Raw genomic sequence first — 17,182 nt, forward strand, 5'->3', positions numbered from 1 at the left:
CCGGGTTTTTCGCAAGAACACCAAAATTACTTAATTTTGGCTTCTTTGTAGATCACGTGCTGACGTACAACCGGATCGAACTTTTTCAGTTCCAGTTTCTCAGGTTTAGTACGTTTGTTCTTCGTGGTGGTATAGAAGTGACCTGTACCAGCAGAGGAAACCAGCTTGATCTTCTCACGAATACCTTTAGCCATGATTCAGTTCCTTAGTACTTCTCACCACGGGCGCGGATTTCGGCCAGAACCGTATCGATGCCCTTTTTATCAATAACACGCATACCTTTAGCAGATACACGCAGAGTAACGAAGCGCTTCTCGCTCTCAACCCAGAAACGGTGAGAGTGCAGGTTCGGCAGGAAACGGCGTTTCGTCGCGTTCATTGCGTGGGAACGGTTGTTACCGGTCACCGGACGCTTTCCAGTTACCTGGCAGACTCGTGACATTTCTATTCTCCAAAAATCAAATCAGCTCGAGCTTTAAAAACTAGGTTTTGGCCGCCTCGTCAGGCCTTAGCCCGCCCAGGCGAGTTCCATGTGAACCCGCTAAGCTGGCCCAAACGCCAAACCCGAGATTCTCAAAGGTGGCGTAGTATACGCCGCTAAGCCGAAGTGCTCAAGTCCCGAACAGATAAAGATCCCTCCGGATCGCGCAAAAACGCCGGATTTCTGCCCAGTTGACGCCGCGAATTACAGCCAGCCGCGCTCAGCGAAAGAGGTAAACTCGCCGTGACCAATCACCAGATGATCTAATAAGCGGATATTCAGCAGCGCGCAGGCCTGCGCCACCTTGCTGGTAATCTCACGATCGGCACGGCTCGGTTCCGCCATGCCGGACGGATGATTGTGCGCCAGTATCACCGCCGCCGCGTTGAGCTTTAGCGCCTCACGCACGATTTCACGCGGATGCACTTCCACGCTGGCAATGGAGCCGGAAAACATCTTCTGCGCCTGCAAAACGCGGTGCTGGTTATCCAGAAACAGCGCCATAAAGATTTCACGCTCCTGATGTGCCAGCACGCTTTGCAGGTAGTGGCGCGTGACCTGCGGATTCTCCATCACATTTTCGCGCGCCAGCTGGCTGGCAAAAAAGCGCCGCCCCAGTTCCGCAATGGCGTGCAGTTGCGTCATTTTGGCGCTGCCGACGCCCTTTATCTGCCCCAGCTCCTCTTTACTGGCGGTCATGATGCGATACAGCGAACCGAATTCATTCAGCATCAGCCGCGCCAGCCCCATGACGCTGTTGCCGCGCGTGCCGGTGCGTAAAAAGATCGCCAGCAGTTCGGCATCGCTTAGCGCCTCGGCGCCCAGCAGCGTCAGTTTTTCCCGTGGTGCCAGTTCCGTCATCGTTCCGCCCTCCCTGCAATGCCGCCATTTTGCGCCGGTGCATTGCAGGCCACCAGCGGCGCGTGACAAATTCCAGAGCCGGCTCGCAAAGGGCGCAGGCAGTGAAAAGGCGGGTCGCCGATTTTGTGATAAAGTTGCCTGCATCTGTCGCGCCAGGCGCGGCACTCTGCGTTGAAGTGAGGCAAACAACATGATGGGATTAGCCGGAAAAAAAATTCTGCTGGGCGTCAGTGGCGGCATCGCGGCCTATAAAGCACCGGAACTGGTGCGCCGTCTGCGCGATCGCGGCGCGGATGTCCGCGTGATGATGACCGATGCGGCCAAAGCCTTTATTACGCCGCTCAGCCTGCAGGCGGTTTCCGGCTATCCGGTGTTTGATGACCTGCTCGACCCGGCGGCCGAAGCGGCAATGGGCCATATCGAACTGGCAAAATGGGCCGATTTGATTGTGCTTGCGCCCGCAACCGCCGATCTGATTGCACGCATTACCGCTGGCATGGCAAACGACCTGGTCACCACCGCCTGCCTGGCCAGCGCGGCACCGGTCGCCATCGTGCCGGCCATGAACCAGCAGATGTACCGCGCGGCAGTAACGCAGGAGAATCTGCAGCGTCTGGCGCAGCGCGGCGTGCTGGTGTGGGGACCGGACAGCGGCAGTCAGGCGTGCGGTGATATCGGCCCGGGCCGTATGCTGGACCCGCTGGCCATCGTTGCGCATGCGCTGGAGTGGGCCGCGCCCGTCAACGATCTGCAACATCTCAACATTATGATCACCGCCGGTCCGACGCGTGAAGCGCTGGATCCGGTGCGCTATATCAGCAATCACAGCTCCGGCAAGATGGGCTATGCGGTTGCCGCGGCAGCGGCGAAGCGCGGCGCAAACGTGACGCTGGTTTCCGGTCCGGTGAACTTAGCCACGCCCGCCGGCGTGACGCGCATTGATGTTAACAGCGCCCTGGAGATGGAAGCGGCGGTGATGGCGCAAATCAGCCAACAAGATATTTTCATTGCCAGCGCAGCCGTGGCAGACTACCGGGCGGCAAACATTGCCGCAGAGAAAATTAAAAAACAGGGTGGCGATGATAACGTCACGCTGCAGCTGGTGAAGAACCCGGATATTGTCGCAGGTGTCGCGGCACTCAAAGTGCAGCGCCCTTTCGTGGTGGGATTTGCTGCCGAAACCCAGAATGTGGAAGAATACGCGCGGCAAAAACGGGTGCGGAAAAACCTGGACCTGATTTGCGCCAATGATGTGGCGCAGGCCGGGCAGGGCTTCAATAGCGACACCAATGCTCTTCACCTTTTTTGGCAGGAGGGAGAGAAAGTCTTACCGCTCAGTGATAAGACGCTCCTTGGCCAACAATTAATAGACGAGATTGTCAGCCGTTATGATGAAAAAAATCGACGTAAAAATACTTGATGCGCGCGTAGGCAAGGAATTTCCACTACCCACCTATGCGACCTCTGGCTCCGCGGGTCTCGATCTGCGCGCCTGCCTTGATGACGCAGTGGAAATCGCACAAGGCATGACCACGCTGGTGCCAACCGGCCTGGCGATTCACATTGCCGATCCGTCACTGGCCGCCGTCATCCTGCCGCGCTCCGGTCTCGGTCACAAACACGGCATCGTACTGGGTAACCTGGTGGGGCTGATTGACTCCGACTATCAGGGCCAGCTGATGGTTTCAGTGTGGAACCGTGGCCAGGATAGCTTCACGCTGCAGCCTGGCGATCGCCTGGCCCAGCTGGTGTTTGTACCGGTGGTGCAGGCCGAATTTAACCTGGTGGAAGATTTTGACGCCAGCGATCGCGGCGCAGGCGGTTTCGGTCACTCTGGCCGTCAGTAATACGTTCACTTTTCGCATAGCCATCTTTTTATTTCTTGTCGCCACAGGCCGCTTTATCTGTGGCAGATAAGGCAGTATTGCCTGTTTTTGGTGAATTTCAGGGGTGTTGAAGGTCATGGCAGAAAAAAAAGTCGCGAAACGGAATCGTCGCGAAGAGATTTTGCAGGCGCTGGCGCAAATGCTGGAGTCGGGCGATGGCAGTCAGCGTATCACCACCGCCAAGCTGGCCGCCAATGTCGGCGTTTCGGAAGCGGCGTTATATCGCCACTTTCCCAGCAAAACGCGCATGTTTGATAGCCTGATTGAATTTATTGAAGACAGTCTGATTACCCGCATCAATCTGATCCTGAAAGATGAAAAAGAGACGATGGCGCGTCTGCGTCTGATCGTGCAATTGCTGCTGGGATTTGGTGAGCGTAATCCAGGGCTGACGCGCATCCTGACCGGCCACGCGCTGATGTTCGAACAGGACCGCCTGCAGGGGCGCATTAATCAGCTGTTTGAGCGTATCGAAGTTCAGCTGCGCCAGGTGATGAAAGAGAAGAAGATGCGCGACGGCGAAGGTTTCCAGACTGATGAGACGCTGCTCGCCAGCCAGCTGCTGGCGTTCTGCGAAGGTTTGCTGTCACGCTATGTGCGCTCGGAGTTCCGTTATCGTCCGACCGCCGATTTCGACAGCCGCTGGCCGCTGATTGCCGCACAGCTGGTTTAATACGCACAGCGGATTTATCGCGCAATAAATTGCGCCGCTACGCTATCGTGCGGCGCTGACTATCGCGGCAAAAACTCAAGACCTGACTTTTTGCGATACGCCCCGTCCTTCGCCACCTGGTGCGCATCAATGCGCACCCTACGCCCAGGCATCCTGCGACTGTGGGGCGCCATTCATGGCGACCGCGGCAAACCTTAAATACCGTACTCTTTGCGATACGCCTTCACCTTCGCCAGATGGTCGGCCATCTCTGGCTTCTCCGCCAGGTAATCAATCAGCTCGCTCAGCGTGATGATCGCGGTGACCTTGCACTGATAATCGCGCTCCACTTCCTGAATCGCGGAAATCTCGCCACGGCCACGCTCCTGGCGGTCGAGCGAAATCAGCACGCCGGCCAGCGTGGCGTTATGGGCGCTAATGATGTCCATCGATTCACGAATTGCCGTGCCGGCGGTGATCACATCATCGACCAGCATCACTTTGCCCTGCAGCGGACTGCCCACCAGTAAACCGCCTTCGCCGTGATCTTTGGCCTCTTTACGGTTAAAACAGTACGGCACATCGCGGTCATGATGATCGGCCAGCGCCACGGCGGTAGTGGTCGCAATCGGAATGCCTTTGTAGGCCGGGCCAAACAGCAGGTCGAAATCGACGCCGCCATCCACCAGCGCCTGCGCATAGAAACGGCCCAGCAGCGCTAAATCGCGCCCGGTATTGAACAGACCGGCATTAAAGAAATAGGGACTTTTGCGGCCGGACTTCAGGGTGAACTCACCAAACTTTAATACCCCTTTGTTCAGGGCGAACTCAATAAACTGACGCTGCCAGGCTTTCATTTCTCACTCCTCAAATAAAGAAAAGGCGACTCTGTGGTCGCCTGTTACATCAATCAATTAACGCCGCTTTCTGCGCCTGAATCAGCTGCTCAATGCCGCCGCGCGCCAGCGCCAGCAGCTGCAACAATTCGTCATGGCTGAACGGCTCGCCTTCTGCGGTGCCCTGCACCTCAATCATGCGGCCATCTTCGGTCATCACCACATTCATATCCGTTTCAGCGGCAGAGTCTTCGACATACTCTAAATCACACACCGCTTCACCGGCCACGATGCCGACCGAGATCGCCGCCACCATGCCTTTCAGCGGGCTGGCTTTCAGTTTACCGGCTGCCACCAGCGCGTTCAGCGCATCCGCCAGCGCAACGCAGGCACCGGTGATTGCCGCGGTGCGCGTGCCGCCGTCGGCCTGAATTACGTCGCAGTCCAGCGTGATGGTGAATTCACCCAGCGCCTGCAGATCAACCGCCGCACGCAGCGAGCGGGCGATAAGGCGCTGGATTTCCAGCGTACGTCCGCCCTGCTTGCCTTTGGCGGCTTCACGCGCCATGCGGCTGTGCGTCGAACGCGGCAGCATGCCATATTCTGCGGTTACCCAGCCCTGACCTTTGCCTTTGAGAAAACGCGGCACGCCCTCTTCAACGGTCGCGGTGCACAGGACTTTGGTTTCGCCGAACTCGACAAGAACCGAGCCTTCCGCATGTTTGGTAAAGTGACGAGTGAGGGTGACGGGACGCACTTCAGAAGTGCTACGGCCTGCTGGACGCATGGTTTCTCTCCGGCTTGCTTGGGTTTGGCTGCGCATTATACGGACTTCACAGGCGGCTGTCCTGCCCGCGTGCAGGCAGCGCGTGTTACAGCGCCGCGCACACCAGCGAGTCGATACGCGTCACCGGTTGTGTCGCAAAACGATGTTTAAACTTGTCGCGCAGCGCGTTAATGCTTTCGGAGCTGGCCCGATCCGCCGGATGAAGCAGTACCAGTACCTTGCGATTGCCCTGCGGGCTGCGGCCATCGTAAATCGTCAGCGGCGAGGGAAAGTGCGGCGTGATGTCGCGTTCAGCAAACTGCGACCAGCCCGCTGCGCCAGCGGAGGACGGCAGATCAAACCACAGCGTGGTTTGCATCATCATCTCGCCGGCCCCGCACACGGCTACGGGCGCGGTATGCGGCGGAATAACCTGCGGGGTGGGCGGAGAAGTCTGACATCCGCTTAACATCATGGCGAAGCCCAGCGGCCTCATCCATTTATTCAACATCTTAGCCTCAGAAGTTGCCTGTCTCATCTGTCACAGCATAGGCCGCCGATGACCATTCCGTCATCATTTTTGCTTTCAGCTGCAGCAGGCTTTCATCTGTCGGATAGAGAGTCAGCGCCTGACGCAGCAGCCTGCGCGAGCGCTGATAGTGACGCAGATGCCACTCAATCATCACCGCATTCCGGAACACGTTGAGATCGTTATGGCGCTCCAGCCACAGCGATGACTGCTGCACAAAGCGCGCCAGCAGGCGCTCATCCCGCGTCTGGTTGTAGCGCATCAGGCAATGCACCATTTCGCCAAACTCATAGCGCTCGCCCTGAATCCACGGATTCCACAGCTGATCGCGTGAAGGATACGAGAGAAACTGACCGCGCTCCGCCTGGGTGAGCAGCGCGTTGGTCTGCAGGCCGCTGAAGAAAAACAGCATCAGCGCAATCGCGCCGCCGGCCATGTTCAGGCGCAGCATGCGCGACGGCAGCCCCGGCGTCGCAGGTTCAATCATTGATCGATCTTCGGGCTGACGTAACGCCAGATGGGTAAGCAGCATCAGCAGCCACAGATGCGGCAGCGATTGATAGAGCGGAAACTCGACCATGGTGTGCAGCATGACGGGCAGCGTCAGACTCCACAGCATCAGGCGCTGCGGCTGACTGCGCCAGCGCCACAGCGGCGTCAGCCATGCCAGCAACACGGCGGTGAAGCCTACCATCGGCAAAACACCGCCTTCCACCCAGCTATACAGCCACTCGTTATGGGGATGGGTGGCGTTGAAATCTTTCAGGTGGATCGCGTCCACCATGCGTATCCGCGAAAAATGATACTCAAACTGACCAAAGCCCCAGCCGCTGAACGGTTTTTCCATAATCATGCGCAGCGTGTATTCCAGCAGCTGCTGGCGCGCCAGGTCGGACGACGCAAATTCACGCATGCCCGGCGCTAATTCATTGCGCAGCAGCAGGGCGCACAGCACGGCCAGCGCCATCACCATGACAATCCTGATGATTACCGCGCGCTGGCGACGATCGCACACCAGCAGCATCACCAGCAGCGCCAGCGCAAAGCCAAACGCACCGGTACGCGACTGCGTCAGAAGCAGCGCCAGGCTGTTGATCAGCACTGCCGGCAGTAGTAAGAAACGGTGCCTGATGTCAGATTGCAGACAGAGCCAGACCGTTGCCGCCAGACCGGTCGCCAGAAAGCTGGCCAGCAAATTGAACTGCTGAAAAATACCGTAAGGGCGAATCTGGCCGGCGTGATAACGAAACTCCATCAGCGTTTGCAGCTGGGCCGGAAAACAGGTTTGCGCAATCGCCAGCAGCGCCTGCAAGGTGCTGAGCAATACGATGCCGGCAATGATTTGCTGACGCTGCTGCCAGAGCTGCGGCATCAGGCCGAGCAGCAGCCACATAATGAGTATGGCGCTGAGCCCCAGTAGCCGGATAACGCCGGTCAGCAGTCCGTTATCGTTCTCCTGCAGGATCACCGCCAGCGCAAAGCAAAACAGCATCAGCAACAGCGCATGCGTCATGACGTTGTCATCAATTAAATCGCGCGGCTGGCGCCAGTTCTTCAACAGCAGCGTGGCCGCCAGCAGCGCGAGGCAGCCTGCAGTGAGCAAATTCAGCGGCAGATCAAAGCCATTGCCACCACTGTTGGGCAGATAAATCAGCGTGGGGAGGAAACAGATTAGACAGGCCAGCGAAGCGAAAGGGAAAGAAGCGACTTTCTCACCGCACTGTCCCCAACGCCGCCGCTGCAGAAATTGCTGCATCAGCAAAGGCGGCGTGACGCGCGGGTCTCGTCCGGACAGATACCACGACATAAAACAGAGAAAGAGCATAGCAAACCCAATTGCCGAAACAGGCCAAAAACTGTCTCGTTGAATAATGGTTGATAGACTTTGGCTACAGAAAATGTACGGCCAAAAAGCTGTGAATGGTGTGAAAACCCCCGTGAATCATGGTGATTCACACAGCTGTGATGATGAAAAATATTTTCAAACACCGTTAATCTGTATCGCTGCAGGTTAAGCCGATCTCCCTCTGATAAGTGTTTAACTTTAACCATCATAAAAAGATTAATTAACATTAATATCAATAACGCGGATTAAAGCATCATCAAGGCAGGCTGATCAGCAATGTTGCTGAAGCATTGAATTCACCACCGCTCAGCGGTTGTCCTTTCTTTTTCACCGGGAACACGGTGATGACCTCTGAAGCCATGCCGTTGATTAACCGGACAGCAGAAGTGCCCATCGGTTTGAGCAATTGTCCTTTATGTTTAACCGCAATGCCCAGATCAGGATAGTTGGTGGCGATGAGTTCATTCGAGAAAGAGGGGGTTCCGGCGACTAAGCGTAAATTGACTTCCTGATTTAATGCAGAACTGCATTTAACTTCTAACGGCACATCTTTGTAGTTGGCGGTATTGGACACTGATTCAGAAACGGAGCTTACCGCGATGCGGTCAAATTCAACGTTAATATCCGTGCCGTTATTGATATCGCAGACAATGGGTACCGGGATGATAATGCCGTGAGGTCCGATAACGATTTTTAGCAAGGGTTTTTCGGGTCTCGGAGGATAAGGCGGGCTCATATAACCAATCGTATAAATGGTCACCATCTCTACATCAGGCGGGACAAAAATCGCTCCACCGATAATATCTTTTTTTATAATAAAATCAGTTAAAAGAAATGAAGAAGCCGAAAAAACATCATGAATCATTCCCAGCCCAGGCTTTATTGTCCCACGACCAGGATTTTTATATCTACGGTCCTCGAAAGTCATTGGATAAGGATACCAGCTTGGAGCATAGCCTTGCACCTTCACATCAACATCATCAGTGAGTTTATAATAACCGATATTTGTAGATGAAGGGATAAAATGTGCACCCAGATCAGCCTCAATAAGTAAGTTATACCATTCATATTTACCGGGATTATTACATATGCCAGAAACCCCCCCTAATGATTCATCAAAGAATAACCTGCCGTGTACTCCTTTTACAGGAGATATGCTGTGGCTAGCCAAACGGCCAGATGTCAACACCATTACCGCTAAGGGGTCGGTCCAGCAGGCATAATCAAGACCAGCATGAGCCTGACCGGAGAAGGTGCTCATAAAAATAAATTTTATAATAAATAACACGCATTTTCTTCGCGACAATTTGGTTTTCATAACATAAATACGCATATCCAGTTAAAATAATAAAGACACTTAGCAATTAACAATTGGCTTTGAATTTACTCAGGACACATCCAGCCGTACTAGTCTTCATAAATTCGGCCCATCTTCTTTTTAATTTATTACATTACTGTGACAATTACCGTGGCTGAAGCAGTAAACTCACCACCGGAAAGTTTCGCACCTTTCCTTTTAACCGGCGAGAGTGTAATAGTTTCCAGGGCTTCGCCATTAACCAGCTTTACAGGTGAAGGTTGGTAAGGTTTCATTAGCTGCCCACGGTGAAACACTGCCACACCTAAATCCTTATTACTGGTAGCAATCAGGTCGCTGGAGAAATCGGTTACCCCAGTCGCTAACTGGATTGCTGCGTCCTGATTAAGGAGAGAGTTGCACTTTATGTGCAGGGGTACGTCCTGGCTATATTTGTCATTTACTGGTGCATCAGGAATTTCACTAACCACCATACGACCAAACTCAACATTTAAAGCATTACCTTCATTAATATTACAAACTATCGGCACAGGAATAACAACCCCAAGAGGATCGGTAATAATATGAGCCAAAGGCTTGTCTGGCCGCGGAGGAAGCGGCACAAAAAATCTGTCAACGGAATATAAAGTTGCTACAACTATATTACCTGGTATCACTACTGCCCCACCGATAACATCACGTCGCAATTTAAAATATATAGTTTCGCTCGAAAAGTCTGGACTTTGTGATGAGACATTTCTGCCAACAGGAACGAATGCATCTATAACTCGCATTATATCGTCATTAAAAGTTACGGGAAGATATTTACGACGAGTGCCCGCATTTGTTAAAATCAAGACAGCCACATCAATATCATCAGTTAATTTATAATACCTATTGTTCTGATCAGAAGGAGTTAGCAATGGACCCATGTCACCTTCCAACCAAAGAACATCTGAAAGATTACCCGGAGGCCGCGTGATTTTGCTCTTATTACAAATAACAGGGAATATGCGGGGTAATAAAGTCCTATTGCCCAGGGAGCTTTCTGCACCTTTCTTATAACTATTGAATTTTAACGCCTTAGTATCAAGAACCATTAATTGAGTCGGTTCAGTCCAGCAAGATTCTTCTAACCCTGCTATAGCACTATTCATTCTTATCAAAATAAAACATAAGAAACCGAAAAATATAATTTTACTCATTTGTATAACCATAAGTTATTTTTTACAAATCACCGACGGATTCGCATTATTGCCAATCACATAACGCACATTCTGCAGACGATAAATCCAGCCGTAATTGACATGGCCGGGCGCCAGGCCGGCGGAGATATAGCGTTCAATATTCTGTGGTGAGGCACGATTAGCGAGGTTGTAGGAGATAGCAGTGGTTTCGCTGCGCAGCGCGGCGCCGGAGAAGCTGTGGCGCAGCTCAAAAGAGACGTCTACCGGTTCGCGGCGCTGCAGTTGCTGTTGTGGCGAGTAATAACTGATCATGCCGCTGTAATTGCCGGTGGCCTGAAACAGACTGTTTTGCACTTTCCACTGCCCATGCGACACCACCAGCTGTCCCGCCTCTCTGGAAATCAGAATCGAATCTGCTTCACAATGAGGGATACGGCGCGACAGCTGATAAATCAGGATAGCCGCCAGTACCAGCGCCAGCATCAGTAATCCCCCCTGCAACACCCAGGTTACTCGGCGACGAAATATATGGCTGACCGACATAACGCATCCTTCTGCTCGATGGGGTTTTGACAGATAAACCAGCTGTAACGGTCAGCCAGCTTGGTGCGGTTGATATAGATGTGGCGTTCCTCTTCGGCCAGCTGGATAAAGCGCGCCATGCTGTCACTCACCAGCTGCAGGTTTTGATCGATCTCTTCACGCTCGGTGGCGCTGAAGTCGTCCTGGATATACCACTGCCGGCCCTGCACGTGGCGATAGGGTGCATAGGTCACAGTCACCACGTCGCGAATCTCCAGCACCTTAATACCGAGTAAGGCCAGCACCAGTAACAACACCGCGCTGATCAACATGCCGATTAACACCAGCCCGGAACGGCTGCGTGGTGCCGCAGCGGTCGTTTCCTCCTCCACGGTGGCGGTGGCTGGCGGCTGCACCATCACCGGCAGCGGCGCCGTGTGCACATGAGTGGTCACCAGCGGCTGAATACGTGCTTCCGACGCAATGCGCGCTTCTTCTACGGCTTCAGCCAGCGGTAAACAGGCTTCCACCCGCACCGACTCATGCAGCCGGTAGCCCTGACGATGAACGGTGACAAAGGTTTCTCCTTCAACCCGCAGTTGCAGAAACTGCTTGCGCAGCATCGATAGCATCTGGCGCAGCGAGTTTTCCGTCACGTGCACCCCCTGGCTACGCCAGCCTTCATCCAGCAGCGTTTCGTGGCTAATGACCTCACCCGGCTTTTGCAGAAACAGCGCCAGGCAGCGTGCGCTGCTCTGGTTGAGCAGCAGCTCGTTATCATGCCGATCGCGCAACAGGCGCCGATCCGGGTCAAACGTGATATGTTGATTTATCAACCACATAACAGGCACTCAGGGATAGTTCAGATAAAAAGTAGCAATCGCCGATACGTTGCCAGGCTCAATGGTGCGCTCGGCAATCGCGCTCGCCGAAGCCTGCAGCCAGGCACTGAACTGCAGCTGGTTGTCGCCCTGCTGCAGCGGAAAATGCATCACGCCGCGGTTAATGGGCACCAGCTTTCCGTCCGCATCACTCAGGCCAATGGCCACGCCTTTGGCACCGGCATCACCGGCCAGCGCCAGCAGATCGGGCTGCTCGGCATCGGCAATACCGTTGAACACCAGCTCGACGTCTTTACCCAGTTCGGTATCACAACTGCTCAGACGCATCACCAGCGGACGCGCCGGCGTGCGCGGATTCTGATACAGCGATTTCGCAACGATATCGCCAAAGTTGAGCTCCAGCTGCTGCTGATCCGGCTCCAGAGAACAGGGTTCCGCCACCAGCGTGCCGTGCAGCTGCATCTCTATCGCCTGTGCCTGTGACACCAGCAGCCATCCCAGTACCAGCATTACTCCCGCTCTCATCGCCTCTCCTTACTGATATTCCAGCAGCAGCGCCGCGCTGGCGGTGAACTCCCCACCCTCCAGCGTCACGCCCGGCTGCTGTACCGGCACCGCGCCGAGATCGAGTGTGCCGGGGAAAACAATCGGCAACGTGCTGTTGACCGCCAGCGGCTTGCTGGCCAGATAAAAGCGAATACCCAGCGCACTCACACTGCTGAGCAGCGCACTGCTGTCGAATCCGGAAGCGGTACCGGTCAGACGCACCTGCAATGCCGCACCCGGATCCTCGGTGCACTTGACCGGTATCGCCTTACGCTGCAGATAGTTGACGCCATCGATCTTTTTCACGCTCAGCGCATCGCCAAACTCAATCATCAGGCTCTGGTTGTCATTCAGCGTGCAGGGCGGATTCTCAATCAGCGTACCGTGCAGGCGCAGCTCCACCGCATGCAGCGGCCAGCAGATGCACAGCAGCAGGCTACCGATCAGCAGCCTGCTGTAATACTTCATCAACGGAACAAGTCGATGCTTAGTCATAGTTCACCTGTAACTGACCGCTGGCTGACCAGGCACCCGGCTGCAGCGGCAGCGCGGTGCGTTCCTCTACCGTCAGCCAGCTCAGCACATTGCTACCGGCGCTGAGCGGCACGCGCAGATTGCGGAAGGTGGGCGGCAGCGGCTGATGGTTCTCATCAAACAATTGCAGGCCCACGCCGTCAGAGCCCTGTACGCGAATCAGCTGCGGGTCGGCCAGACTTTGCGGGGCAAAAAAGTCGATGCTGATGGACGGCACATGTTGCAGCCATAGCGGATCGGCGACATTGCGGATACTGTACGGACAGTCCTGCAAATGCAGCGTTAACGCCTGCTTCATCACCTGCTCGCCGACCTGTTGCAGCGCGGCGGTCGGCGTGGTATCGAGGCCAGCCGCCTGATCATTGTTACCGACGTCAAGCCAGCATGGACTCTCCTGCAGCGCGCCATACACATGCACCACGCCGTTGGTTGCTGCCTGCAAAGTCAGGCTCAACAGCGTCAGCACCAGCAACAGCACACGCATCGCTTACTGCTCCACCTTGTTACTGACGACGCTGCAGCTGTCGCCGGCACACTTCAGCGCCAGCGTTGGACGGCCGCCGTAGTCGTTGATGTAGGTTAATAGCGGCGCGCTGCCCAGTTCTGCTGCGTTCACGCCCAGATCGATACTGGTTTTTGGCGCGACCATGACCGGTTCAAAGCTCTTCTTCAGCGACTGGCCTTTCGCTGGCTGTGCATCCACCAGCGTAATGAAGTAAGGCGTGGGATTATTCAGCTGGTAGCGTGCACCCTTGCGCGTCAGCGTCAGTTTTTCCTGCCATGGCGTCACCACTGACGGATTGCTCACCACGATCGCTTCCGGGCGATAGAACAGCTTGATACGCGTCTGCAACGCGATTTGCAGCACGTTGCTCTTCTCGCTGCGCGGCGGGATTTCACGCATGCTGAAATAGAACACCGATTCACGATCCTGTGGCAGCGCCTTGATGGCGGGCAGCGCCTGCACTTTCACCACGCTGCGTTCGCCCGGTTCGACGCGCTGCACCGGCGGCAGCAGCACCAGCGGTGACGTAATTTTTTTACCGCTGCTGTCTTCAATCCAGCCCTGCGCCAGATAAGGCAGCTGCTTGTTTTCATTGCTGATATTCAGTGAGACGTTTTTTTCGTTACCGTTAAAAATGACCCGGGTGCGATCAAGCGCAATCGCCGCGTGAGCCTGCAGCGATAGCGTCAGCGTGGAGAGCAGCAAGGCGCTGCTCAGCGTTTTTACCAGCATGATTAACTCTTTCCTTACGTTGAAGAAGCAGGCGCTGCGCGGCGCGTGCAAAGTAATAACAAGTTCTGTCCTTCGTCGAGCAACTGCTGCGGCAGAGGATCGGGCAATGCCAGCTGACACTGGGTTTCGCCGTTCCAGCGCACATCCATGCTGGCACCGGCCTCAATGCCACTCAGCCATACCAGGCCGTCATCATCCAGAATGCCCACTTCGCGTCCGTTACTCTGGACGCTGGCACCAAAGGGCGGCCAGCTACCATCTTCCAGCCGGATGGCGGCCATGGCTTTGATACCTTTAATCACACCAAAACGCCGGTAACCGATGGCACCTTCGGTCAGGGTGATCTGGGTTACCGGGCGCGACGCTTCCACGTTGTCGGCCAGTCCGGTGACATCGATACTGGCGGTGTTGCGGTAGTAGCTGTTCACATCCGAAATCACCGCTTTGCCAAAGAAATTGGTATACGTGTTACTGCCACCACCGTTGACCGGCACGCCGGAGACGCCATCGGTATCGACCATCAGACGCGTGCTGCCGGGCATGCCCAGCCGGTGCAGCGCCGCGCCCTGCGGCGTGAGCGTTAAACCGCCCTGCAGTGACAGGCTGGCGCTGCGGTACTGTCCCTGCTGCGCGCTGGCGCTGGCCGTCATGCTGGTCAGACTGCCCTGATGACTGTAAAACCCGCTGAACGACTGACGGCGATCGTTATTGAGGCCGGCGCTCAGGCTGTAGCTGTTATTACTGTCCAGCCGGTCATAAAAACTGGCCGAGTGGGTGGTTTGCTTACCGCTGGTTTGCTGGCTGTAGCTCAGGCTACTGTCACCGCCAATCGGCATACTGAAGTTGAGGTAAACGCTGTCATCGTTTTTGCCGTTATATTGCGTCCGGTTGAGCGACAGACTTAAACTCAGATTCTTAAACCGGCCGACATCAAAGTAGCGCGAAGTGGAAAAGCTCCAGCGATCCAGCGGGGCACGATCCCAATAGGTCTGATGGCTGTAGCTGAGGTAACTACTCAGGTTCAGGCTGCGAAAGTGCTTGTTGAGCGTAATGGTGTAGAGCTCTTTACTGTTAGAAACCTGCTGGTTGCGATAACGCGCGTCGAGATACTGCGGCAGACTCATAAAGTTGCGCTGCGAAAAGCGGTAGCCGGCAAACGTCACCTGACCATCAAGTTCCTCGAAGCGTTTGGAATAGCTCAGGCGATAAGAGCCGCCGCTTTTGTTGCCCTGCTGCGGTAAGCCAGCCTGTGACTGGGTGGCATCAAACGAAATGGCGCCCAGCAACAGCAGATCGCGTCCCAGACCCATCGATAACGCTTTGTAATTGCCTGCGGCCAGCCCGCCGCCGTACATCGACCAGCCGTTACTGATCCCCCAGGAGAATTCGCCGGTGGCAAATGTGGGGCCCTGCGTTTTGTGCTCTTCGCTGCCCGGTTTGCCGCTGGCGAATTTGTAACGCACGCGGCCCGGACGTGTCAGATACGGGATGGTGGCGGTATCGACGCTAAAGGTCTGCACGCTGCCGTCCTGCTCCTCGACGCGCACGTCAAGCTGGCCGGAGACGGCATCATTGAGATCCTGAATCCGAAATGGACCGGCAGCCACCTGCGATTCATAAATCACCCGTCCCTGCTGGCTAATGGTGACTTTGGCGTTGGTTTTGGCGATACCGGTTACTTCCGGCGCATAGCCACGCAGGTTGGGCGGCAGCATGTTGTCATCGCTGGTGATCGCCGCACCAAGATAGCGAAAGCTGTCAAACATGCCGGAATCGAGATAGTTCTCGCCCAGCGTGGCTTTCGCCTGGAGAGAAGGCAGCGGCCGATAGGCGTAAAAGCGTGTCCAGGTGAATTCCTGGCGATGGCTGCCCGTGCCACGATTTTGCTGCATCTGCCAGTCCGCACGCAGGCGCCAGGCACCGGCGTTAACGCCACCGGTGCCGTTGCCGCTCACACTCTGGCTTTTAGCGCCGTATTGCGCACGCGTAGTGGAGGCAAACAGGTTGTAATCCATTAACAGGCCCGGGACGCCGTTATCCCAGCGAGACGGCGGTTCCCAGTTGGCGGCGCTGTACTCCAGCCATGCTTGTGGAATGGTGATGTTGAGGCGAGATTCACCCAGATTGCCGCGCACCTGCATACCGGAGATGGAATCCACCGCCAGACACTGGCCATCCTGCAGCCACGACGCGTTTTTCAGCACTTCCGGTTTCAGCGCCAGTTTATCCACCATTTCGGGTGTCAGGCAGGGCAGACTTTCATTCGGCGCGTTTTCGGGCGCGTAGTAGCGCACCAGCATTTCCGGAATCTGCGTCTGGTTGACGCGCAGCTCCATCATGTATTCGCCCGGCATGATGTAGCCAGCCTGAGCAAACTGCGACAGATCGATGTTTTGCCGATCGTTGAGATCAAGGATATCGGTGTTGAATGACACTGCACCGGCAGCGAAGAGCGGAGCACTGTAGCCGAGGGCTAACATTAACGCCACGCTGAGCGGCGTCAGCCTGATACGCTGCCTGCGCACGCATGAGGCTGGCGCAGTTAATGAAGCCTTTTTCATGGCAAGCGGTGTCCGTAAACCGTGAAAGATCAGTTGTAATTAATGTGAAAACGAATCGCGGCGGCGTAACTCCCGCTGTGCAGTTGCTGCTGGTTGCTGACCAGCGTGAGCCGATAACGCAGGTCGTGCTGCTGCGTCAGATGCTGATCGATCGGCTGCGCCTCACCGGGAGCAATGGTGTTGCCCTGCGTATCCGTAATCATCAGCTCTACCCCTTTGGCATCGCCATACACAGCAAAACGCTGCTGACCCGGCGGGCCATCGTGGTCAAAGGTGATAGAAAAGGTGCGTGCCACGCCTCCCGACGCGCTGTACTCCACCGGACAATTCACCAGCTGGATAGAGAAGGGAAAACCCGGCCCTTTACCGTCACGTTGCAGGCGCGCCAGCGGCAGCACCCCCATCGCGATGGTTTGTTCAGCATCATCGACCTTAATGGCGCAGGCACCCTGATGAATGGCGCCGCGTAACGCAACGCGGCCGCGGTCGATCAACTGTTCGGCGCGGCAGTCATTGATGAAAAGCACCGATGCCGAAACTATCGCCGCAGGCATAAAACGACTCATCGCCGCAGTTCCTTAAGCGAAAAGATAGAGTGG

The 17,182-nt window shown here is 55.5% G+C and carries 20 protein-coding genes; 3 read left to right on the forward strand and 17 right to left on the reverse strand.

The annotated features are described in order from the left end of the window. Positions 1-26 precede the first annotated feature (26 nt). The 3 genes from rpmG to radC all read right to left on the reverse strand — a co-directional run bounded on the left by rpmG (position 27) and on the right by radC (position 1,342). Positions 27-194: a 50S ribosomal protein L33 gene (rpmG, locus tag AC6I79_RS19680; RefSeq protein WP_001051798.1), complete on the reverse strand. Its 168-nt coding sequence runs from the start codon at positions 192-194 to the stop codon at positions 27-29. Positions 195-205: 11 nt separating this feature from the next. Next, on the reverse strand, positions 206-442 hold the full coding sequence (rpmB, locus tag AC6I79_RS19685; protein ID WP_010616494.1) for a 50S ribosomal protein L28: 237 nt from the start codon (positions 440-442) through the stop codon (positions 206-208). A gap of 243 nt (positions 443-685) precedes the next feature. After that, positions 686-1,342, reverse strand: coding sequence for a RadC family protein (radC, locus tag AC6I79_RS19690; RefSeq protein WP_021507076.1), 657 nt, complete (start codon positions 1,340-1,342; stop codon positions 686-688). Between the two features lie 190 nt (positions 1,343-1,532). On the opposite strand from radC, the gene coaBC reads away from it, so the two are divergent. The 3 genes from coaBC to slmA all read left to right on the forward strand — a co-directional run bounded on the left by coaBC (position 1,533) and on the right by slmA (position 3,901). Next, positions 1,533-2,762, forward strand: a complete 1,230-nt coding sequence (gene coaBC, locus AC6I79_RS19695; RefSeq protein WP_058775471.1) for a bifunctional phosphopantothenoylcysteine decarboxylase/phosphopantothenate--cysteine ligase CoaBC — start codon at positions 1,533-1,535, stop codon at positions 2,760-2,762. Continuing rightward, positions 2,731-3,189 carry a dUTP diphosphatase gene (gene dut / locus AC6I79_RS19700; protein WP_498027488.1) on the forward strand — a complete coding sequence of 153 codons (459 nt, stop codon included), beginning with the start codon at positions 2,731-2,733 and terminating at the stop codon, positions 3,187-3,189. The genes coaBC and dut overlap by 32 nt, the downstream gene beginning before the upstream one ends. A 115-nt stretch (positions 3,190-3,304) precedes the next feature. Next, a complete protein-coding gene (slmA, locus tag AC6I79_RS19705) occupies positions 3,305-3,901 on the forward strand; it encodes a nucleoid occlusion factor SlmA (RefSeq protein ID WP_021507079.1) in 597 nt (198 codons plus the stop codon). 194 nt (positions 3,902-4,095) lie between these two features. Here the strand turns inward: slmA and pyrE are convergent, their stop codons facing one another. The 14 genes from pyrE to AC6I79_RS19775 all read right to left on the reverse strand — a co-directional run bounded on the left by pyrE (position 4,096) and on the right by AC6I79_RS19775 (position 17,149). Beyond that, a complete protein-coding gene (gene pyrE, locus AC6I79_RS19710; RefSeq protein ID WP_125311719.1) occupies positions 4,096-4,737 on the reverse strand; it encodes an orotate phosphoribosyltransferase in 642 nt (213 codons plus the stop codon). A 49-nt stretch (positions 4,738-4,786) separates the two neighbouring features. Continuing rightward, complete coding sequence (gene rph, locus AC6I79_RS19715; protein ID WP_021507082.1) at positions 4,787-5,503, reverse strand: ribonuclease PH; 717 nt, start codon at positions 5,501-5,503, stop codon at positions 4,787-4,789. An 85-nt stretch (positions 5,504-5,588) separates the two neighbouring features. Then, positions 5,589-5,993, reverse strand: a complete 405-nt coding sequence (locus AC6I79_RS19720) for a DUF3574 domain-containing protein (protein WP_031279632.1) — start codon at positions 5,991-5,993, stop codon at positions 5,589-5,591. 7 nt (positions 5,994-6,000) lie between these two features. Further along, positions 6,001-7,836 carry a PglL family O-oligosaccharyltransferase gene (locus AC6I79_RS19725; protein WP_081316028.1) on the reverse strand — a complete coding sequence of 612 codons (1,836 nt, stop codon included), beginning with the start codon at positions 7,834-7,836 and terminating at the stop codon, positions 6,001-6,003. Between the two features lie 277 nt (positions 7,837-8,113). Then, positions 8,114-9,175, reverse strand: coding sequence for a fimbrial protein (locus AC6I79_RS19730; RefSeq protein ID WP_498027489.1), 1,062 nt, complete (start codon positions 9,173-9,175; stop codon positions 8,114-8,116). Between the two features lie 128 nt (positions 9,176-9,303). Next, positions 9,304-10,359: a fimbrial protein gene (locus AC6I79_RS19735; RefSeq protein ID WP_158251412.1), complete on the reverse strand. Its 1,056-nt coding sequence runs from the start codon at positions 10,357-10,359 to the stop codon at positions 9,304-9,306. 15 nt (positions 10,360-10,374) lie between these two features. After that, complete coding sequence (locus AC6I79_RS19740) at positions 10,375-10,884, reverse strand: hypothetical protein (protein WP_127833493.1); 510 nt, start codon at positions 10,882-10,884, stop codon at positions 10,375-10,377. Beyond that, positions 10,851-11,705 carry a winged helix-turn-helix domain-containing protein gene (locus AC6I79_RS19745; protein WP_021507088.1) on the reverse strand — a complete coding sequence of 285 codons (855 nt, stop codon included), beginning with the start codon at positions 11,703-11,705 and terminating at the stop codon, positions 10,851-10,853. Before AC6I79_RS19745 ends, AC6I79_RS19740 begins: the two co-directional genes overlap by 34 nt. 9 nt (positions 11,706-11,714) lie before the next feature. Then, positions 11,715-12,230, reverse strand: coding sequence for a fimbrial protein (locus tag AC6I79_RS19750; protein WP_031279633.1), 516 nt, complete (start codon positions 12,228-12,230; stop codon positions 11,715-11,717). A gap of 9 nt (positions 12,231-12,239) precedes the next feature. Beyond that, positions 12,240-12,746: a fimbrial protein gene (locus AC6I79_RS19755; RefSeq protein WP_081035969.1), complete on the reverse strand. Its 507-nt coding sequence runs from the start codon at positions 12,744-12,746 to the stop codon at positions 12,240-12,242. Further along, positions 12,739-13,269: a fimbrial protein gene (locus AC6I79_RS19760; RefSeq protein ID WP_132466155.1), complete on the reverse strand. Its 531-nt coding sequence runs from the start codon at positions 13,267-13,269 to the stop codon at positions 12,739-12,741. Before AC6I79_RS19760 ends, AC6I79_RS19755 begins: the two co-directional genes overlap by 8 nt. A gap of 3 nt (positions 13,270-13,272) precedes the next feature. Next, the gene (locus AC6I79_RS19765; RefSeq protein WP_021507092.1) at positions 13,273-14,022 is read right to left on the reverse strand and encodes a fimbria/pilus periplasmic chaperone; all 750 of its coding nucleotides are present in this window, start codon (positions 14,020-14,022) and stop codon (positions 13,273-13,275) included. A gap of 14 nt (positions 14,023-14,036) precedes the next feature. Beyond that, a complete protein-coding gene (locus AC6I79_RS19770; protein ID WP_132466158.1) occupies positions 14,037-16,583 on the reverse strand; it encodes an outer membrane usher protein in 2,547 nt (848 codons plus the stop codon). Positions 16,584-16,612: 29 nt separating this feature from the next. Further along, entirely contained in the window at positions 16,613-17,149 is a 537-nt protein-coding gene (locus tag AC6I79_RS19775) for a fimbrial protein (RefSeq protein WP_021507094.1), read from the reverse strand. Positions 17,150-17,182 lie beyond the last annotated feature (33 nt).

This window comes from gamma proteobacterium symbiont of Scutellera amethystina (assembly GCF_059730845.1).